The organism is Methylophaga thalassica, assembly GCF_030159795.1.
Classification (GTDB): domain Bacteria; phylum Pseudomonadota; class Gammaproteobacteria; order Nitrosococcales; family Methylophagaceae; genus Methylophaga; species Methylophaga thalassica.
The window spans coordinates 340,331-357,777 of record NZ_BSND01000013.1 but is presented as its reverse complement, the minus strand read 5'-3'; the positions used below and the strand labels follow the sequence as shown (position 1 = coordinate 357,777).

Sequence of the window (17,447 nt, the reverse complement as noted above, 5' to 3'; positions counted from 1 at the left end):
CATTTATGCCTGTATAACATGCTCGCCAGCGAATAGATCATTAATCGTTTCACGTTCTCTAACAAGGTGAACCTTATCACCCTCTACCATCACTTCTGCGGCTCGTGGACGAGAGTTGTAATTTGAACTCATGGCAAAACCATAAGCCCCCGCCGAACGAATAGCTAATAAATCGCCCTGCTGAATCGCAAGCTCACGATCTTTACCCAAAAAGTCGCCTGTTTCACAGATAGGACCTACTATGTCATAGCTGACCACTTCTGTATCAGAATGTTGTTTGACTGTTTGGATATTTTGCCATGATTGATAAAGTGCAGGACGTAACAAATCATTCATAGCCGCATCAACAATCGCAAAACATTTCGCTTCTGTTGGCTTAATAAATTCCACTTTTGTTAATAAAATGCCTGCATTGCCAGCAATTGCACGTCCAGGCTCCAACAGAATCTCCAGCTCACGGTCCTTTAATAACGGTGCCAGCGCTTGTGCATATTCTGCAGGTGTAGGTGGTGTCTCATCGCGATAATGGATACCCAATCCGCCCCCAATATCCAGATGTTTAATCTCAATACCATCTTCAGCAAGTTCATCAATCAACGATAAAACACGCTCTAATGCATCCACAAAAGGCGAAACAGAAGTCAGTTGCGAACCGATATGACAATCCACCGCAACCACATTCAAATGCGGCATGGCTTGCGTAGAACGATATACCTCACGTGCATCTTCAATAGCGATACCAAATTTATTTTCTTTCAGTCCTGTTGAAATATAAGGATGCGTTTGTGCATCGACATCAGGATTGACTCGAATTGACACAGGTGCTTTTTTGCCTAGACGACCAGCCACTGTGTTAATACGATCCAGTTCAGGAATCGATTCTACGTTGAAGCAACGTATACCGTGTTGCAGTGCATATTCAATTTCCTGCTCCGTTTTACCGACACCAGAAAATACGGTTTTCGCGGGATCACCGCCAGCAGCTAACACTCTCGCTAATTCCCCCATGGAGACAATATCGAAACCAGAGCCTTGTTTTGCCAGCACATTTAACACAGCAAGGTTAGAGTTTGCTTTCACGGCATAACAGACAAGGTGAGGATAGGCCGAAAAAGCCTCATCAAAGGCCTTCCAGTGGTTTTCCAGAGCGGTACGAGAATAAATATAGACTGGCGTGCCATATTGCTCCGCAATTTTATCAACCGGCACATTCTCCGCGTGCAAGGTGCCCGCCTGATAATCAAAATAGTTCATTATTACCTTACCCTGCCGCGATTAAATTAGTCTGGCCTTCCGGCAAGTAAAGATCACCTTTTTGTCCACAGCCCGTGACGGCCATCAGTACACAAACCAGCAACGCCAGTCTGGTCCAGCAAGAAATTGCTCGCATTTTATTTCCTCAAAAAATTTATTCGGCAGTATATAACGACGCAGACTTATTCGTCTTGAATCTGAAAACTAGAATTTCTTGTTTAAGTTACATACTATTAGGGTTCCTAGATCAGCTTATGTTAAGGAATCACAAATAGTCATGGCAAATATGGCAGCCCCCATGAGACTCAGTGGCCTCGCTCGACGACTGGTTAATGAAGGTCTTTTAACTGAAGAGCAAGCACTGCATGCCCAGTCCGCAGCCAAAGAAGCCAAGCAGCCTTTCGTTACGTATCTGGTTAATCACAAAATTCTCGCTAGTGCCGACATTGCGGCAATTGCCTCCCAGGAATTTGGTGTTCCGCTCTTCGATATTGACGCAATGAACCTGGATCTTGCGGCGACCTCATTAATTCAAGAAAAATTAATTCGCCAGCATAACGCTTTACCATTGTTTCAGCGCGGCAAACGTTTATATGTCGCCGTTTCAGATCCCACTAATTTGCAGGCCTTGGACGAATTCCAATTCAATACGGCCATGAACACCTTCCCGGTTTTGGTCGATGAACAAAAACTCTCCAACATTATCGAAAAGGCATTAGATAAAACCAACGAAAAACTGGATAACTTTGATGACGAAGAGCTCGATGATATCGATCTTGGTCCAGACGAAGATGACAGCAAAAATGACCAGCTCAATGACAAAAACGTTGATGACACCCCGGTCGTTCGTTTTATAAACGGCATTTTAACTAATGCTATCAAATCGGGCGCATCCGATATTCACTTTGAACCTTATGAACAAAAATACCGGGTCCGGGTCCGAATCGATGGCATGCTTCACGAAATGAAAACAGCGCCTGTAGCCCTCGGTGGCCGTATTGCTGCTCGCTTAAAAGTATTATCACGCTTGAATATCGCAGAGCGCCGTGTCCCACAAGATGGTCGTATGCGATTGAAAATGTCGAAAACCAAAGCCATCGATTTTCGTGTGAACACCTGTCCAACGTTGTTTGGTGAAAAAATCGTATTGCGTATTTTGGATCCCACCAGTGCACAGTTGGGTATTGATGCCTTAGGTTATGAAGAAAACCAAAAGAAAACCTTTCTGGAAATCATGCACAAACCCTACGGCATGGTGCTCGTTACCGGGCCGACAGGTAGTGGTAAAACTGTCTCGCTTTATACCGCATTGAATATTCTCAATACCGGTGATCGTAATATCTCTACCGCTGAAGATCCGGCTGAAATTAGTTTGCCTGGCATTAATCAGGTTAACGTTCACCCAGCGATAGGACTGACATTCTCTGAAGCGTTACGTGCTTTTTTACGCCAGGATCCCGATGTCATCATGGTCGGTGAGATTCGTGATTTGGAAACAGCAGAAATTGCCATCAAAGCGGCACAGACCGGACATATGGTTTTTTCAACCCTGCATACCAATGACGCACCACAATCTTTAACGCGATTAATGAATATGGGTGTACCGGCATTTAATATCGCCTCTGCTGTCTCCCTTATCATTGCACAACGTCTGGCAAGGAGACTGTGCTCAAAATGCAAAGCACCGGATACACTTCCAAACGAAGCGCTGTTGGCTGAAGGATTCACACAAGCGCAAATTGATGCTGGTGTCACAGTTTATAAAGCGGTGGGATGCGATAGTTGTACCGAAGGCTACAAAGGCCGTGTCGGTATCTACCAGGTGATGCCGGTATCTGATGCGATGGGTCGCATCATCATGGAAGGCGGAAATGCAATTCAGTTGGCGGATCAGGCAGAAAAAGAAGGTATTGATGATCTTCGTAAGTCCGGACTCAAAAAAGTCGCAGCAGGCTTAACCAGCCTCGAAGAAGTCAATCGGGTAATCAAGGAGTAAGATGTGGCACAAGCACAAGCGGCTAAAGCAAAAAAAGTCAAAGTACCCGATATCTTCCTCTGGCAGGGAACAGACAAACAGGGCCGGAAAGTCAAAGGCCAAATTAGTGCAGAAAACCTGAATCAGGCCAAAGTCGATTTACGACGCCAAGGAATAACCCCGTTAAAAGTCCGTAAAAAACCCAAAGATCTTTTCGCTCCCAGAAAACCGAAAATCAAGCCTTCCGATATTGCCGTTTTCAGTCGTATGCTTGCTACCATGATGTCGTCTGGCGTGCCATTAATGCAGTCACTGCAAATTATCGGCGAAGGCCATGAAAATAGTAGTATGCAAGAAATGATTCTGGCGATAAAAGCTGACGTTGAATCAGGTACTAGCTTAGCTGAATCCTTATCTAAATTTCCTCATCACTTTGATGATTTATACGTCAATCTGATTAATGCTGGCGAGCAATCAGGTGCATTAGAAACACTCTTGCATGAAATTGCCGCCTACCAAGAGAAAACTGAAGCATTAAAAGCAAAAATTAAAAAAGCCCTTGTTTACCCAACAGCGATTATCGTCGTTGCGTTTATTGTGACAGCCATCTTGATGATTTTTGTTATTCCACAGTTTGAGTCTTTATTCAAAGGCTTTGGTGCTGACTTGCCGGGTCTGACAAAATTAGTGATTCGGGTATCCGAAGTCTTTCAGGAAAAATGGTGGTTAATCTTCGGCATATTGATTGCGGCGGTTTACGGCGCCATGGAGTCACGCAAGCGTTCACGTAAAGTTCAACACTTTTTAGACAGGATGCTACTTAAAATCCCTGTGGTCGGTGAAATCATGAGAAAAGCGGCCATTGCCCGTTTTGCCAGAACATTCTCCACCATGTTCAAAGCAGGTGTTCCGATGGTCGAAGCGATGACATCTGTAGCGGGTGCGACGGGTAATGTGGTCTTCGGTGAAGCAACACTGATTATGCGGGATGATGTTTCTACAGGCACACAATTGAATAAAGCGATGATTGATGTCGAGTTATTCCCCAATATGGTTGTGCAAATGGTAGCTATCGGTGAAGAGTCAGGTTCACTTGATGCCATGTTGGCCAAAGTCGCTGAATTCTATGAAAGTGAAGTCGATGACGCGGTAGATAATATGACTGCCTTATTAGAGCCACTCATCATGGTCTTCTTAGGTGGTATCGTGGGTACACTGGTCATCGCCATGTATCTGCCAATATTCAAACTCGGCGCAGCGATCTAAATATGTCGCTTATCGATTACCTGGCAACATCGCCAGTTGCATGGATCATCATTGCCGGCATTCTTGGCCTGCTCGTTGGCAGTTTTTTAAACGTGGTTATTTACCGTCTGCCTATCATCCTGGAGCGTGAGTGGACTGAACAATGTGCAGAACTAGGTGACCAAGCAAGCCCTCCCGAAGCGGTATTTACGCTTTCAAGGCCTCGGTCTGCATGTCCGCATTGTGGACATGCCATTACGGCACTGGAAAATATTCCAGTGATCAGTTATCTATTTCTTGCAGGCAAATGCAAAGCTTGCCGAACCCCGATTTCAATACGCTATCCTATTATTGAAGCTCTATCAGCTCTGATGTCAGTCATTATTGCCTGGCACTTTGGTTTTGGCTGGAGTGCAGTTGGTGCGCTGCTACTTAGTTGGGCATTAATAGCATTAACGTTTATTGATGTTGATCACCAACTGTTACCTGACAAAATCACGCTACCGCTTATCTGGCTAGGTTTGGCTTTTAATCTTTCTGGTGTCTATACAGATCTTCATAGCAGTGTAATTGGGGCGATTGCCGGTTATTTATCACTGTGGAGCATCTATCACCTATTTAAACTGGTGACTGGTAAAGAGGGTATGGGTTATGGTGACTTCAAGCTTCTCGCCGCACTGGGCGCCTGGATGGGCTGGCAAGCACTTCCTATGATTGTCTTATTATCATCGTTTGTTGGAGCGTTAATCGGCATCACACTGGTTCTGCTAAAACAGCATCAACGTGAGATTCCTATCCCCTTCGGCCCCTATCTTGCCATTGCAGGGTGGATAGCACTCGTCTGGGGAGAAATCATAAACAGTGCTTACCTGCATTGGTCAGGTCTCGTTTAATGGTGTTTAAGGTTGGCCTCACTGGTGGTGTTGCCAGTGGCAAATCTACTGTCACTTCACTATTTCATGATAAATACCACATCGACATTATTGATGCCGATCGTATTGCTCATACACTTTTAACAATAGATTCAGACTGCTACAGCGAAGTTGTCGAGGCTTTTGGTGAGTCAGTTTTGTTGGATAATGGAGAAATTAACCGACGCTATTTACGCGAACGTATCTTCCACAATGATAATGATAAACAACGTCTCGAAAAAATATTACACCCGGCTATTCGCCAGCAATTATTCACTCAAGCGGCAAGCTCTACATCTGCTTACTGCATAATGTCTGTGCCGCTACTGATTGAAGTAGGCATCTATAAACAAGTAGACCGCGTCTGTGTGATTGATGTCAGCCTTGAGAAGCAGCTAGAAAGATTACAAACGCGTGATAATATCTCTATGGAAACAGCTCAAGCGATGATTAATAGTCAGTGTGACCGCCAACTCCGCTTGCAACACGCAGATGATATTATCAATAATAATGACTCTGTAGATTCTTTAGCACATCAAGTTGCTCAATTGCATGAACTCTACTTAAAGTTTGCTGACAAATGACATTAAGTTGCTTGCCAGCAAAGAGTCATGGACAATAAACCTATCCATTCATCGTTAAAAAATAGACCCGTGTCAGATTCGATAATTTTTGAACAACCACTCAATGAACGAATTCGAACCTTCCTAAGGTTAGAATTTCTATTTAAACGTGTTGATTCTGCATTAATGGGCCAATCCGAGATGCATCATCGCGATGCTTTGGATGGAATATTAAGCATGCTCAGTGTCTTTGAGCGCAGCGATATGAAACAAGAATTGATGAAAGAAATTGAGCGGTTGATTGCTAATTTATCAGCGCTGGAAAATACTCCAGGTGTTGATAGAGAGGCATTGGATGCATTGCTTTCTGATTTGGATCAAAGCTTGGATGCTTTGCACGTACAAAAATCAGGGTTAGGTCAACCGTTACGTGATAACGAATTCCTCTACAGCATTCGGCAGCGTTCCAGTATTCCTGGCGGCACCTGTGAATTCGACTTACCCTCTTACCACTTCTGGTTGCAGCATACGCTTGCCGAAACACGCAGTGAACAACTTCGGCTGTGGTTAAATGAATTTATTTCCGTCAGAAATGCTGTAGAACTAAGCCTTCGACTTATTCGTGGTAGTGTGGGTTTTAAAGATGAAGTAGCAGAAGCGGGATTCTATCAACGCAGCCTGGATTCAAATCAACCTTATCAACTTATCCGTGTTGAAATCCCTCGTGACAAGGCCTTCTTCCCGGAGGTGAGTGGTGGTAAACACCGATTTACCGTTCGCTTTATGTTATTTGATATCCAGCAGCGGCCACAGCAATCGTTTGAAACCATCCCTTTTAAACTTAGCTGTTGTGCAATGTAATTATGGTAACCACTGTTAACTGTCCACAATGCGGAACATTAGTGCCATGGCAAAAAGATCAAGTATGGAAACCTTTTTGTAGCGAGCGCTGTAAACTAATTGATCTCGGTGAATGGGCTTCTGAAGGACATCGTATTCCTGGGCCACCAGTTCACTCACCTTTAGATGATAACGACGAATCCGATTATCACTAAGACTAAGCGTCACCGGCTGTGAGAATACCTTTTTCATAAGAAAAGTTAAGCATCCGGTTCAACGGAATTAGCGCTTTTTGACGAATATCCTCATCTACTTCAATCGTATTATTCATCTCGACTAATGTTTTGTGTAAGTTCACAAGGGTATTCATTGCCATCCATGGACAATGGGCACAGCTTTTACAGGTCGCACTTTTGCCCCCTGTCGGCGCGGGTATTAGACGTTTATCAGGCACAGCCTGACTCATTTTGTAAAACAAACCATAATCTGTTGCGATGATTAAAGTATCGGCTTTAGAAGCTTTACCTGCCGCAATAATTTGTTTTGTCGAACCAACAAAGTCTGCCTTGGCAATCACCGCCTCAGGCGACTCCGGATGAACTAAAACCTCAGCATCAGGATATTTCGCCATAAGCTGTTCCAGTTCGTACAACTTAAACTCATCGTGTACAACACAATGCCCTTGCCATAACAGCATATCGGCATCAGTTTTATTTTTGATGTACTGACCCAAATGACGATCTGGCCCCCAAATAATCTTTTTGCCTTCCGCTTTTAAGGCGTCAATAATCTGAATAGCATTACTGGAGGTGACAATCCAATCAGCACGCGCTTTTACTTCAACACTCGTGTTAGCGTAAACCACAACAACACGATCAGGATGCTGATCACAAAACTCGCTAAAGGCGTCAATCGGACAGCCAAGATCAAGTGAGCATTCGGCTTCCAGTGTTGGCATGATAACCGTCTTTTCTGGGCTCAATATTTTCGCGGTTTCCCCCATAAAACGAACGCCACAAACCACTAGTGTTTCAGCAGGATGCTTAGCTCCAAAATTCGCCATATCCAGTGAGTCAGAAACATACCCGCCTGTTTGTTCTGCTAGAGCCTGTAGCTCATCATCAACATAATAATGAGCGATCATAACGGCATTCTTTTCTTCTAACAGACGTTTTATTTTCTCAATATAGTCCGCTTTTTCCTCTTCAGACAGCCAAGGCGTTGGGGCAACATTATCAATGATTGAGTCAATCTTTGATTGAAGTGATTGTGGAATGGCTTCTGCTAAACTCATAATTCTAAAATGCCTGTATGGTATTCAATTGCTGTTGTATTGATTCAACGATGGCCTTATTGGCAGCCGGGAATTCATATTGATGTAAGGTAGAAATATCTACCCATTGGGTAATTTGACCTTCCTGACCTATTGGCGTTCCATCAAAAGCATCCGTCCACCACACATCCAATAAAACAGTTCTATCACCATAATCATGGCTAATAGTAATGAGTGGTTTTGCTGAATGAACTTCAATCGCCAGCTCTTCTTTAATTTCTCTTTTTAAGGCCTGAAAAGTACTTTCTCCTGCCTCGACCTTACCGCCGGGAAACTCCCATAAATTACCTTGATGCTGCTCGGGCTTGCGTAAGGCGATAAATACTTGCTGTTTCTGAACAATAACTCCTACAGCGACATGTATTTGACTCATTTAATCCTAACCACTCAGTGTGAAAAGCGCCCCACAATAAGGGCAGGCCACTTCACCTTTTGTTTCGATATCTAAATAAACCCGGGGATGCGCATTCCACACCGCCATGTCCGGCATTGGACAGCTTAGCGGCAGATCTTTAGGGTGAACCCAATAATGTTTTTCTGTGCATGATTTATCATTACTTTGCTCACCCATAAGATCTCCTTAACGACTACTCAGCCTGAGGATTTTTTCTCAACCTAATATTCAGTTCTTTCAATAATGCATCATCAATAGGACTTGGCGCATCCGTTAATAAACAGCTTGCTGATTGTGTTTTTGGAAATGCCATCACATCACGTATTGAGGCAGCTCCGGTCATCAACATCACTAAACGATCCAGACCAAATGCTAGGCCACCATGAGGGGGACAGCCGTATTTCAATGCATTTAACAAAAAGCCGAATTTATCCTGCGCTTCTTCTTCGTTAATGCCAAGTAATTCAAATACTTTTTGCTGAATATCGGTCTTGTGAATACGCATAGAACCACCACCCAGCTCTGTACCATTTAAGACCATGTCATACGCTCGTGACAGACATTTCTCAGGATCAGAGTCCAACAGTGCCAAATCTGATTCGCGGGGAGCGGTAAACGGATGATGAAGCGCATGCCAACGCGCTGATTTCTCGTCCCATTCGAACATTGGGAAAGCAACAACCCATAAAGGTTTCCAGCCACGTTCAACCATGTCTAAGTCATGCCCCAGTTTCACACGAAGTGCACCGAGAGACTCATTAACGATCGTCGCTTTATCAGCGCCAAAGAAAACCAAATCGCCAGTTTTTGCTTCTACACGTTGCATAATGGCACTGATAACTTCATCAGGTAGGAATTTCAGAATCGGTGACTGCAAACCTTCACGTCCCGCATCAATATCATTCACCTTGATATACGCTAATCCCTTCGCACCATAGATTCCTACATACTTGGTGTAGTCATCAATTTCTTTACGACTCAGATTATTACCACCGGGTACTTTTAGAGCTGCGACACGACCGCGTGGATCATTAGCTGGTGAAGAGAAGACTTTAAAGTCAACCTCACCCATTAAATCGCTGACATCGACTAATTCAAGAGAGATACGCAGATCCGGTTTATCACTACCGAAACGATCCATGGCTTCAGCATAGGTCATTCTCGGGAATGGGTTCGGTAAGGCTTCTTCCAATACATTGGCAAAAAGACTGCGAATCATTTCTTCCATCATATTCATGAAATCTTCTTCTTCAACAAAAGAAGTTTCAATATCAATCTGAGTAAATTCAGGTTGTCGGTCAGCACGCAAATCTTCATCACGGAAGCAACGAACAACCTGATAATAACGGTCCATGCCGGACATCATCAATAATTGTTTGAATAGCTGTGGTGATTGCGGCAAAGCAAAAAATTCACCCTGATGGGTACGACTTGGTACCAGATAATCACGTGCTCCTTCTGGCGTGGCTTTCGTCAAAATAGGCGTTTCAATATCTAAGAAGCCGTTTGAATCCAGAAAGTGGCGTAACTGACGGGTAATCTGTGAACGGAAACGCAAACGTTGCTGCATTTCTGGACGGCGTAAATCAATGTAACGATAACGCAGACGGATATCTTCGTTCACATCCAACAGCTCATTCAGCGGGAAAGGCGGTGTTTCTGATGCATTCAGAATTTCCAGCTTTTTCGCAATAATCTCAATCTTGCCACTACGCAAATCGGCATTGTCACTACCGGCAGGTCTAAGCTGAACAAGCCCTTCAATTTTTAAGACATATTCACTTCTGACACGTTCAGCTACAGCAAAACACTCAGCATCTTCAGGGTTACAAACAACTTGAACTAATCCCTCACGATCTCGTAGGTCAATAAAAATAACTCCACCGTGATCTCGTCGACGGTGCATCCAGCCAACAATAGAAACTGACTGACCTTCGAGGGTTTCATTTACCTCGCCGCAATAATGGCTACGCATAATAACTTCCAATCTTTAAATTTTTATAGTTTGCAATTGAGTTCTGAAAAATAGAATTCGAACCCTTAATTTTACGCTTGTTCAGGCTTTTTCTGCTGAGCCTGTTGTTTCAATAATTGTTCTTTTTCCCAATCAGGCACAACGACCCCCATTGAGATAATCATTTTTAAGCCTTGTTCGACACTCATCTCCAACTCAATCACATCCTCTTTTGGCAACATGAGCACAAAGCCGGAGGTTGGATTAGGCGTTGTTGGTATAAAAACACTGATCACTTCGGATCGTGTTTTTTCTTGTACCTCACCGAGCTGATCTGACGTCATAAAAGCGAGACTCCAAGCCCCTTTTCTTGGATATTCCACCAAAAGTACACGGCGAAATGACTGTCCATCTGTCGCTAATACGGCTTCTAATATTTGCTTGATACCCGCATAAAGTGTTCTGACCAGAGGAATCCTTGATAACAAGGATTCCCAGGCATTCACTAACCGTCGCCCTAACAGATTGGCAACGATCATACCCGTTGCTAATACCAATACAACCGCTAATAACACTCCCAGCCCGGGGATATGGATACCTAAGAAATTATCCGGTTGATAAGCATCGGGTAGTAGTAATAATGTTTGATCAAGAAATCCAACGATAGCGCGGATAACAAGGAATGTAATGCCCAACGGCATCCAGACTAACAATCCCGCTATCAGATATTTACGCATTTATGACTTAGGTTCAATCATGATTAATGGCAGCCACAACCGGTACCGCATGCGGCTGCATTAGTCTTTTTTCCGCTATCACTCGTTCCTGTATCTGCTAAATTACGTTTACTGCCTGTTTTAAAATCAGTTTCATACCAGCCATCACCCTTCAAACGAAACCCTGACGCCGATACCAATTTACGTAACTGCGCTTCTTGACAGGCTGGACAATCAACCAATGGTTCATCACTAATTTTTTGCAATGCTTCAAATTCATGACCACACGCATCACAGCGATATTCATAAAGTGGCATTATTCCTTCCTCATACGATAAAACAAATATTGGAGACCACTTTTATAGTGTCTCGAAAGCCGCATTTCAAGAGTTAAATCCATTAATTATAACTAAAAATCTTTATTGCCGCCGTGCTCACTTACATCATCGCTAATTTAATGCGCTAAACTATACTAATGACATCCAAAAATGATTGGCAGGCAATACGCCGACTTATTCCTTTTATAAAAAAATTTAAAGGCCGTGTATTACTTGCACTTAGCCTGCTCACCCTAGCAAAGCTGGCTAACGTTGCTGTCCCCCTGACACTTAAACACGCTATTGATGCTTTAGATCCTCAGCATCAGAATATCATCTATCTGCCCGTGATGATGTTAGTAGCTTACGGGCTTCTGAGACTGGCTAGCAGTGCATTTAGTGAACTTCGAGATGCGCTTTTCGCCAAAGTCATCTTTCGATCTGTGCGTAGAATCGCCTCACAGATACTGGCTCATTTACACGAGCTATCACTTCAATTTCATTTGCAGAGACAAACCGGTGGTATCTCACGCGATATAGAACGCGGTAGTCGCGGCATCAGTTTTCTGATGAACTTCATGATATTCAATATCTTACCTACATTGGTAGAAATTGGATTAGTCACTGCAATATTACTCATTAATTACGACAGTATTTTTGCGATTATCACCACCAGTACAATTCTCATATATATCTTTTATACCCTCATTATCACTGAGTGGCGGATGCGCTATCGCAGGCGCATGAATGAAATGGATTCTCAAGCGAATAATCAAGCGATAGACAGTCTGATTAATTACGAAACCGTTAAATATTTTAATAATGAGGAACTGGAGGTTTCGCAATACGATAAAAAATTAGCGTCGTGGGAAAAATCTGCTATCCATAACCAGACGTCACTGTCCGTTTTGAATATTGGTCAGGGTGTTATCATTTCTGCTGGCTTGACCGCACTCATGCTACTTGCGGGACAAGGAGTAGTTGATGGTCAGTTATCACTCGGCGATCTTGTACTGATTAATGCTTATCTTCTCCAGCTTTATATGCCTCTGGGTTTTTTAGGGTTTGTCTACAGAGAAATTCGTCATTCACTGGCCGATATGGAACGCATGTTTCATTTACTCGAACAACAAAAAGAAATTTCTGATAATGACGATGCAAAGGATATTGATATAAGTTTGGGAGAGGTCAAGTTTGTAAATGTCGGTTTTTCATACCACCCGGATAGAGTCATTCTGAAAAACATTAGTTTCACCGCGAAAGCAGGGCAAAAACTCGCCATTGTAGGACCAAGTGGTTCCGGAAAATCTACCATTATCAGGCTGCTTTATCGTTTTTATGATCCACAAATGGGTCATATAGAAATCGATAATCAAGATATCAAACACGTGACCCAAAACAGCCTGCGAAAACACATTGGCATAGTGCCTCAAGACACCGTTTTATTTAACGATACGATTTACCACAATATTGCTTATGGCAAACCATCTGCCAACACTGAAGCTGTGACTGCAGCAGCGAAACAAGCCAATCTTCATGACTTCATTCAACAATTACCTGATGGCTATAACACTATCGTTGGCGAACGAGGTTTGAAATTATCGGGTGGCGAAAAACAACGGCTTGCCATTGCTCGTACCCTTCTGAAAAATCCCAAAGTGTTATGCTTTGATGAAGCCACTTCAGCACTGGACAGTCATTCTGAACAACGAATTGGCAAGGAAATCATCAATATTAGTCTGAATAAGACGACTTTGGTTATTGCTCACAGGCTGTCCACTATCATCGACGCAAATCAGATTTTGGTGATGGACAAAGGTGAGATTATAGAGCAAGGCACTCATCAACAATTACTAGCCCAAAACGGTGTCTATGCTTCCATGTGGCAGCTACAGCAAAGTCATACAGAAACAAATAACGTTGTATAAGTGAGTTATTTGACGCAAACCACTCACTTTTTTGGACTTTATGACAAAAGTCAGGTTAGTATGTCGCGCGGTTCTAGCCGACTTAAATCAATATATACCAAAGAGATAACTATTTTATCCGTTCAGTTTCGGTTCAGTTTGGTTGTGCCAAACTTGCATCGCACTGGGTCAAATAACCTAAGAAAACAAGAGGATTAATAATGAAATATGGTAAATCACTTATTGCTGCTACTTTAACTGCAGCGACTTTGATGTCAACTTCAGTAATGGCTGAAAACCACACAGTAACAGCCCAAGTGACATCATTCAAACCAATGGTTATTCAAATTCAACCAGGTGATACAGTTTCTTTCGAAAACATGAACGGTCACATCACCAACACTAAATTTGTTGAAGCTGATGGTGAACATGAGTACATCCCAGAAGGCGCAACAGGTTGGACTTCACAAATGGGTGAAAACTTCACAACACAACCTTTAACAGTAGAAGGTGTTTACTTATACAAATGTGACCCGCATTGGGGTGCTGGTATGGGTGGTGTCGTTATCGTTGGTAAACCAACTAACTTAGAAGCTATCGAAGCCACTAAACCTAAAGGCGCTCTGAAACGTCTGGTGAAAAAAGCCGCAAAAGCTGCTAAATAAGTTCGATTAAAATCGTTCCAAGATGAAAAGCCCGCCTAATTCTAGGCGGGCTTTTTTGATCCTTTGCTTCCAGTACTATGATAATATTTATGAGTTTTGTAGTTAACCGCAGCATTGAACAATAATAATTCATGCGGTTAATAGGGAATTTTAAGATTTTCAGAAAGCTGGGAGGACTCCGTCAATGAGTCACAATGTCGATACAGGCAAAAGGCGATTTCTAACCGCAGCTGCCAGTGTTGTTGGTGGGGCTGGTGCAGTCGCCGTTGCCGTACCATTTGTTTCATCCATGCTACCTAGTGCAAAAGCTCAAGCTGCTGGCGCACCTGTTGAAGTGGATATTAGTAAATTAGAAAAAGGGCAATTACTGACCGTTGAGTGGCAAGGAAAACCCGTCTGGATTTTCAGACGCAGCGAGGAAACAATTGAAACGCTTGTTTCATTAGACGATAGACTCGTTGACCCTCGTAGTGAAATGGCCAGCCAACAACCATCATACTGTCAAAATGAAGCTCGCTCTATCCGTGACGAATTGATGGTACTTGTCGGTATTTGTACCCATTTGGGCTGCTCACCTACATATAGGCCCGAATTAGCACCGGAAGATCTTGGAAAAGATTGGAAAGGCGGCTTCTTTTGCCCATGTCACGGTTCGCGATATGATTTAGCTGGCCGTGTCTTTCAAAATATGCCTGCTCCTAAGAATATGCTGGTACCTCCTTATCATTTCCAGGGTGATAACGTCGTTATCGTTGGTGAAAGTTCAGAAGGAGCTGCATAATGTTTTCCGGATTTATGAATTGGGTTGATGCCCGTTTTCCCGCATCTAAAATGTGGAGAGAACATCTTTCTGAATATTACGCACCGAAGAATTTCAATTTCTGGTATTTCTTTGGGTCTTTAGCCTTATTGGTTTTGGTCATACAAATTGTCACTGGAATATTCCTGACAATGAACTACAAACCTGATGCGGCACTAGCTTTTGCTTCCGTTGAATACATCATGCGTGATGTTCCATGGGGCTGGTTAATCCGCTATATGCATTCCACTGGCGCTTCTGCTTTTTTCATCGTCGTCTATTTGCATATGTTCCGGGGTTTAATTTACGGTTCTTATAAACAACCACGCGAGCTCGTGTGGCTGTTTGGTATGTTGATATATCTCGTATTGATGGCGGAAGCCTTTATGGGTTATCTGCTGCCGTGGGGACAAATGTCTTACTGGGGTGCTCAGGTTATTATTTCACTGTTCGGCGCTATTCCCTTCATTGGCGAACAACTCGCTTTATGGATTCGTGGTGACTTCGTTGTAGCTGATGCAACTCTGAATCGTTTCTTCGCTTTCCATGTTATTGCTTTACCAATCGTGTTACTGGGACTGGTTGTTGCCCACATCATTGCCTTGCATGAAGTTGGTTCTAATAATCCTGATGGCGTTGAAATTAAGAAACTTAAGAATAAAGAAGGCAAACCATTAGACGGTATTCCATTCCATCCTTACTATACGGTGAAAGATATTGTTGGCGTTATTGTCTTCTTATTTATCTTTTCGTTGGTGTTGTTCTATATGCCAGAAATGGGTGGTTGGTTCTTGGAACATGCTAACTTCATTCCAGCGGATCCGTTGAAAACACCAGAGCATATTGCCCCTGTCTGGTATTTCACGCCTTTCTATGCAATTTTAAGAGCGGTGCCAAGCATCAATGCATCAGCATTCCCTGGCGTTGTTGCCATGGGCTTATCCATCGTGTTCTTATTTTTGTTACCTTGGTTAGATAGAAGCCCAGTAAAATCAATTCGTTACCGTGGCCCTTATTTCAAGATTGCATTAACCTTGTTTATTATCAGCTTCTTAGTTTTAGGCTTTTTAGGCACACAACCTGCCACAGAGCTTTACACGCTGATTGCTCAAATTTCGTCAGTTATCTATTTTGCATTTTTCATCTTTATGCCGTTCTACACGAAATTTGATAAAGATAAACCTGTACCAGAAAGGGTAACAAGCTAATGAAACATTTAATTTTTACTGTTTTCCTCAGCCTGTTTTCGGTACAGGCTATGGCTGCCGGGGGTGGTGTCCATTTGGATCACACAGACATTGATATCACCGATCAAGCGTCTTTACAGCGTGGTGCAAAAACATTTGTTAACTATTGCCTGAGTTGTCACCAAGCTGCATACATGCGCTACAACCGTATGGCAAAAGATCTTGGTTTAACAGATGATCAGGTTAAAGATAATCTGATGTTTGCCTCTGACAAAATTGGCGACACAATGACTATTGCAATGCGTCCGGAAGATGCAAAGAAATGGTTTGGCGTGACGCCTCCTGATTTATCGGTTATTGCTCGTTCCAGAGGTACCGATTGGCTATATACCTATCTGAGAACATTCTATCTTGACTCTTCTCGCCCAGTGGGTACCAATAATCTTGCATTTAAAGATGTTGGTATGCCTCATGTTCTATGGGAGCAACAAGGTTATCAAACAAAGGATCCAGAGACAGGCGAATTAATTGCTCCAGAAAATGCACCGTTATCAACGCATGAGTACAACCAATTAGTGCATGATCTGGTTAACTTTCTTGCCTATATGAGTGAGCCATCTAAACTACAAAGAATGGCTCTTGCAAAATGGGTTCTGCTCTACCTGATAGTGTTTTTCTTGATTGCTTATCCACTTAAAAAAGCCTTCTGGAAAGATATACATTGATCATTATTTGGCATAGCGAAGACATGATAGGATTTGATAAAAAATGAATAGTACTCGCCGTTCTAAAATGACGGTTTTCTCAGATCCTATTTGTCCCTTTAGTCATCAGGTTCGCATTATTCTTCAGGAAAAAGATATTGATGCGAATATTGAAACCTTAATTGATGGCGCTTGGCCGGAAGAGGTCGCGATTGCCAATCCTTATGGAATTGGTCCCACCTTATTTGATCGTGATTTAGTGTTATTCAACGCAAGTGTGATAGCTGAATATCTGGATGAACGTTTCCCTCATCCACCACTGATGCCTGTCGACCCTGTAGCAAAGGCAAAAACACGACTGATGCTCTACCGAATAGACAGAGACTGGTACTCACACTGGAATGTTATTTCAGGACGCGAAAAAGGTAACGTCAGTAAAGCACGTAAAACGATTCAGGAAGATTTAACGGTGCTTGCGCCATTATTTGAAGACTCAACGTTTTTTATGAGTGATGAGTTTTCTGTGTTGGACTGCACGCTAGCCCCTCTATTATGGCGTCTTCCGGCATTAAAAATAAAATTACCAGCAAGTGCCAGTGCTGTAGAAAAATATGCACAGAAGATTTTCCGCAGAGACAGTTTCCAACAGAGTTTAACCGCAGCAGAAAAGGCAATGCGATAAA

20 protein-coding genes are annotated in these 17,447 nt (G+C 43.0%); 12 read left to right on the top strand and 8 right to left on the bottom strand.

Translation table 11 applies throughout. The annotated features are described in order from the left end of the window. Nucleotides 1-3: 3 nt before the first annotated feature. Together lysA and lptM are read right to left on the bottom strand one after the other, a co-directional pair. Complete coding sequence (gene lysA / locus QQL60_RS14545) at nucleotides 4-1,254, bottom strand: diaminopimelate decarboxylase (RefSeq protein ID WP_273181321.1); 1,251 nt, start codon at nucleotides 1,252-1,254, stop codon at nucleotides 4-6. A gap of 7 nt (nucleotides 1,255-1,261) precedes the next feature. After that, nucleotides 1,262-1,390 carry an LPS translocon maturation chaperone LptM gene (gene lptM, locus QQL60_RS14540; RefSeq protein ID WP_007144516.1) on the bottom strand — a complete coding sequence of 43 codons (129 nt, stop codon included), beginning with the start codon at nucleotides 1,388-1,390 and terminating at the stop codon, nucleotides 1,262-1,264. A gap of 141 nt (nucleotides 1,391-1,531) precedes the next feature. Here lptM and pilB point away from each other — a divergent pair, with 141 nt between their 5' ends. The 6 genes from pilB to QQL60_RS14510 are packed head-to-tail and all read left to right on the top strand — an operon-like array spanning nucleotide 1,532 to nucleotide 7,003. Then, a complete protein-coding gene (pilB, locus tag QQL60_RS14535; RefSeq protein ID WP_273181320.1) occupies nucleotides 1,532-3,250 on the top strand; it encodes a type IV-A pilus assembly ATPase PilB in 1,719 nt (572 codons plus the stop codon). Between the two features lie 3 nt (nucleotides 3,251-3,253). After that, nucleotides 3,254-4,495: a type II secretion system F family protein gene (locus QQL60_RS14530; RefSeq protein WP_273181318.1), complete on the top strand. Its 1,242-nt coding sequence runs from the start codon at nucleotides 3,254-3,256 to the stop codon at nucleotides 4,493-4,495. A 2-nt stretch (nucleotides 4,496-4,497) separates the two neighbouring features. Beyond that, entirely contained in the window at nucleotides 4,498-5,367 is an 870-nt protein-coding gene (locus QQL60_RS14525) for a prepilin peptidase (protein ID WP_273181317.1), read from the top strand. Then, a complete protein-coding gene (gene coaE / locus QQL60_RS14520) occupies nucleotides 5,367-5,969 on the top strand; it encodes a dephospho-CoA kinase (protein WP_273181315.1) in 603 nt (200 codons plus the stop codon). Before QQL60_RS14525 ends, coaE begins: the two co-directional genes overlap by 1 nt. A gap of 27 nt (nucleotides 5,970-5,996) precedes the next feature. Next, nucleotides 5,997-6,809, top strand: a complete 813-nt coding sequence (zapD, locus tag QQL60_RS14515; protein ID WP_007144511.1) for a cell division protein ZapD — start codon at nucleotides 5,997-5,999, stop codon at nucleotides 6,807-6,809. 2 nt (nucleotides 6,810-6,811) lie between these two features. Then, entirely contained in the window at nucleotides 6,812-7,003 is a 192-nt protein-coding gene (locus QQL60_RS14510) for a DNA gyrase inhibitor YacG (RefSeq protein WP_040576155.1), read from the top strand. Between the two features lie 2 nt (nucleotides 7,004-7,005). Here the strand turns inward: QQL60_RS14510 and nadA are convergent, their stop codons facing one another. From nadA to QQL60_RS14480, 6 genes are all read right to left on the bottom strand, one after another. After that, the gene (gene nadA / locus QQL60_RS14505; RefSeq protein ID WP_007144509.1) at nucleotides 7,006-8,082 is read right to left on the bottom strand and encodes a quinolinate synthase NadA; all 1,077 of its coding nucleotides are present in this window, start codon (nucleotides 8,080-8,082) and stop codon (nucleotides 7,006-7,008) included. A gap of 4 nt (nucleotides 8,083-8,086) precedes the next feature. Continuing rightward, nucleotides 8,087-8,494, bottom strand: a complete 408-nt coding sequence (gene mutT, locus QQL60_RS14500) for an 8-oxo-dGTP diphosphatase MutT (protein ID WP_284723710.1) — start codon at nucleotides 8,492-8,494, stop codon at nucleotides 8,087-8,089. 6 nt (nucleotides 8,495-8,500) lie between these two features. Then, the gene (locus QQL60_RS14495; RefSeq protein ID WP_007144507.1) at nucleotides 8,501-8,692 is read right to left on the bottom strand and encodes a zinc-finger domain-containing protein; all 192 of its coding nucleotides are present in this window, start codon (nucleotides 8,690-8,692) and stop codon (nucleotides 8,501-8,503) included. A 16-nt stretch (nucleotides 8,693-8,708) separates the two neighbouring features. Further along, the gene (aspS, locus tag QQL60_RS14490) at nucleotides 8,709-10,490 is read right to left on the bottom strand and encodes an aspartate--tRNA ligase (protein WP_284723709.1); all 1,782 of its coding nucleotides are present in this window, start codon (nucleotides 10,488-10,490) and stop codon (nucleotides 8,709-8,711) included. Nucleotides 10,491-10,561: 71 nt separating this feature from the next. Further along, on the bottom strand, nucleotides 10,562-11,206 hold the full coding sequence (locus QQL60_RS14485; protein ID WP_040576154.1) for a DUF502 domain-containing protein: 645 nt from the start codon (nucleotides 11,204-11,206) through the stop codon (nucleotides 10,562-10,564). A 23-nt stretch (nucleotides 11,207-11,229) separates the two neighbouring features. Next, nucleotides 11,230-11,502, bottom strand: a complete 273-nt coding sequence (locus QQL60_RS14480; protein WP_007144503.1) for an FmdB family zinc ribbon protein — start codon at nucleotides 11,500-11,502, stop codon at nucleotides 11,230-11,232. Between the two features lie 158 nt (nucleotides 11,503-11,660). On the opposite strand from QQL60_RS14480, the gene QQL60_RS14475 reads away from it, so the two are divergent. From QQL60_RS14475 to QQL60_RS14450, 6 genes are all read left to right on the top strand, one after another. Then, the gene (locus QQL60_RS14475) at nucleotides 11,661-13,430 is read left to right on the top strand and encodes an ABCB family ABC transporter ATP-binding protein/permease (protein ID WP_007144502.1); all 1,770 of its coding nucleotides are present in this window, start codon (nucleotides 11,661-11,663) and stop codon (nucleotides 13,428-13,430) included. 200 nt (nucleotides 13,431-13,630) lie between these two features. Beyond that, the gene (locus QQL60_RS14470) at nucleotides 13,631-14,074 is read left to right on the top strand and encodes a plastocyanin/azurin family copper-binding protein (protein WP_007144501.1); all 444 of its coding nucleotides are present in this window, start codon (nucleotides 13,631-13,633) and stop codon (nucleotides 14,072-14,074) included. A gap of 184 nt (nucleotides 14,075-14,258) precedes the next feature. Next, nucleotides 14,259-14,855 carry a ubiquinol-cytochrome c reductase iron-sulfur subunit gene (gene petA / locus QQL60_RS14465; RefSeq protein ID WP_007144500.1) on the top strand — a complete coding sequence of 199 codons (597 nt, stop codon included), beginning with the start codon at nucleotides 14,259-14,261 and terminating at the stop codon, nucleotides 14,853-14,855. Beyond that, the gene (locus QQL60_RS14460; protein WP_007144499.1) at nucleotides 14,855-16,081 is read left to right on the top strand and encodes a cytochrome b; all 1,227 of its coding nucleotides are present in this window, start codon (nucleotides 14,855-14,857) and stop codon (nucleotides 16,079-16,081) included. Before petA ends, QQL60_RS14460 begins: the two co-directional genes overlap by 1 nt. Next, on the top strand, nucleotides 16,081-16,785 hold the full coding sequence (locus tag QQL60_RS14455; protein ID WP_284450459.1) for a cytochrome c1: 705 nt from the start codon (nucleotides 16,081-16,083) through the stop codon (nucleotides 16,783-16,785). The genes QQL60_RS14460 and QQL60_RS14455 overlap by 1 nt, the downstream gene beginning before the upstream one ends. A gap of 43 nt (nucleotides 16,786-16,828) precedes the next feature. Further along, nucleotides 16,829-17,446 carry a glutathione S-transferase N-terminal domain-containing protein gene (locus QQL60_RS14450; protein WP_284723708.1) on the top strand — a complete coding sequence of 206 codons (618 nt, stop codon included), beginning with the start codon at nucleotides 16,829-16,831 and terminating at the stop codon, nucleotides 17,444-17,446. The last annotated feature ends 1 nt before the right edge of the window (nucleotide 17,447 follow it).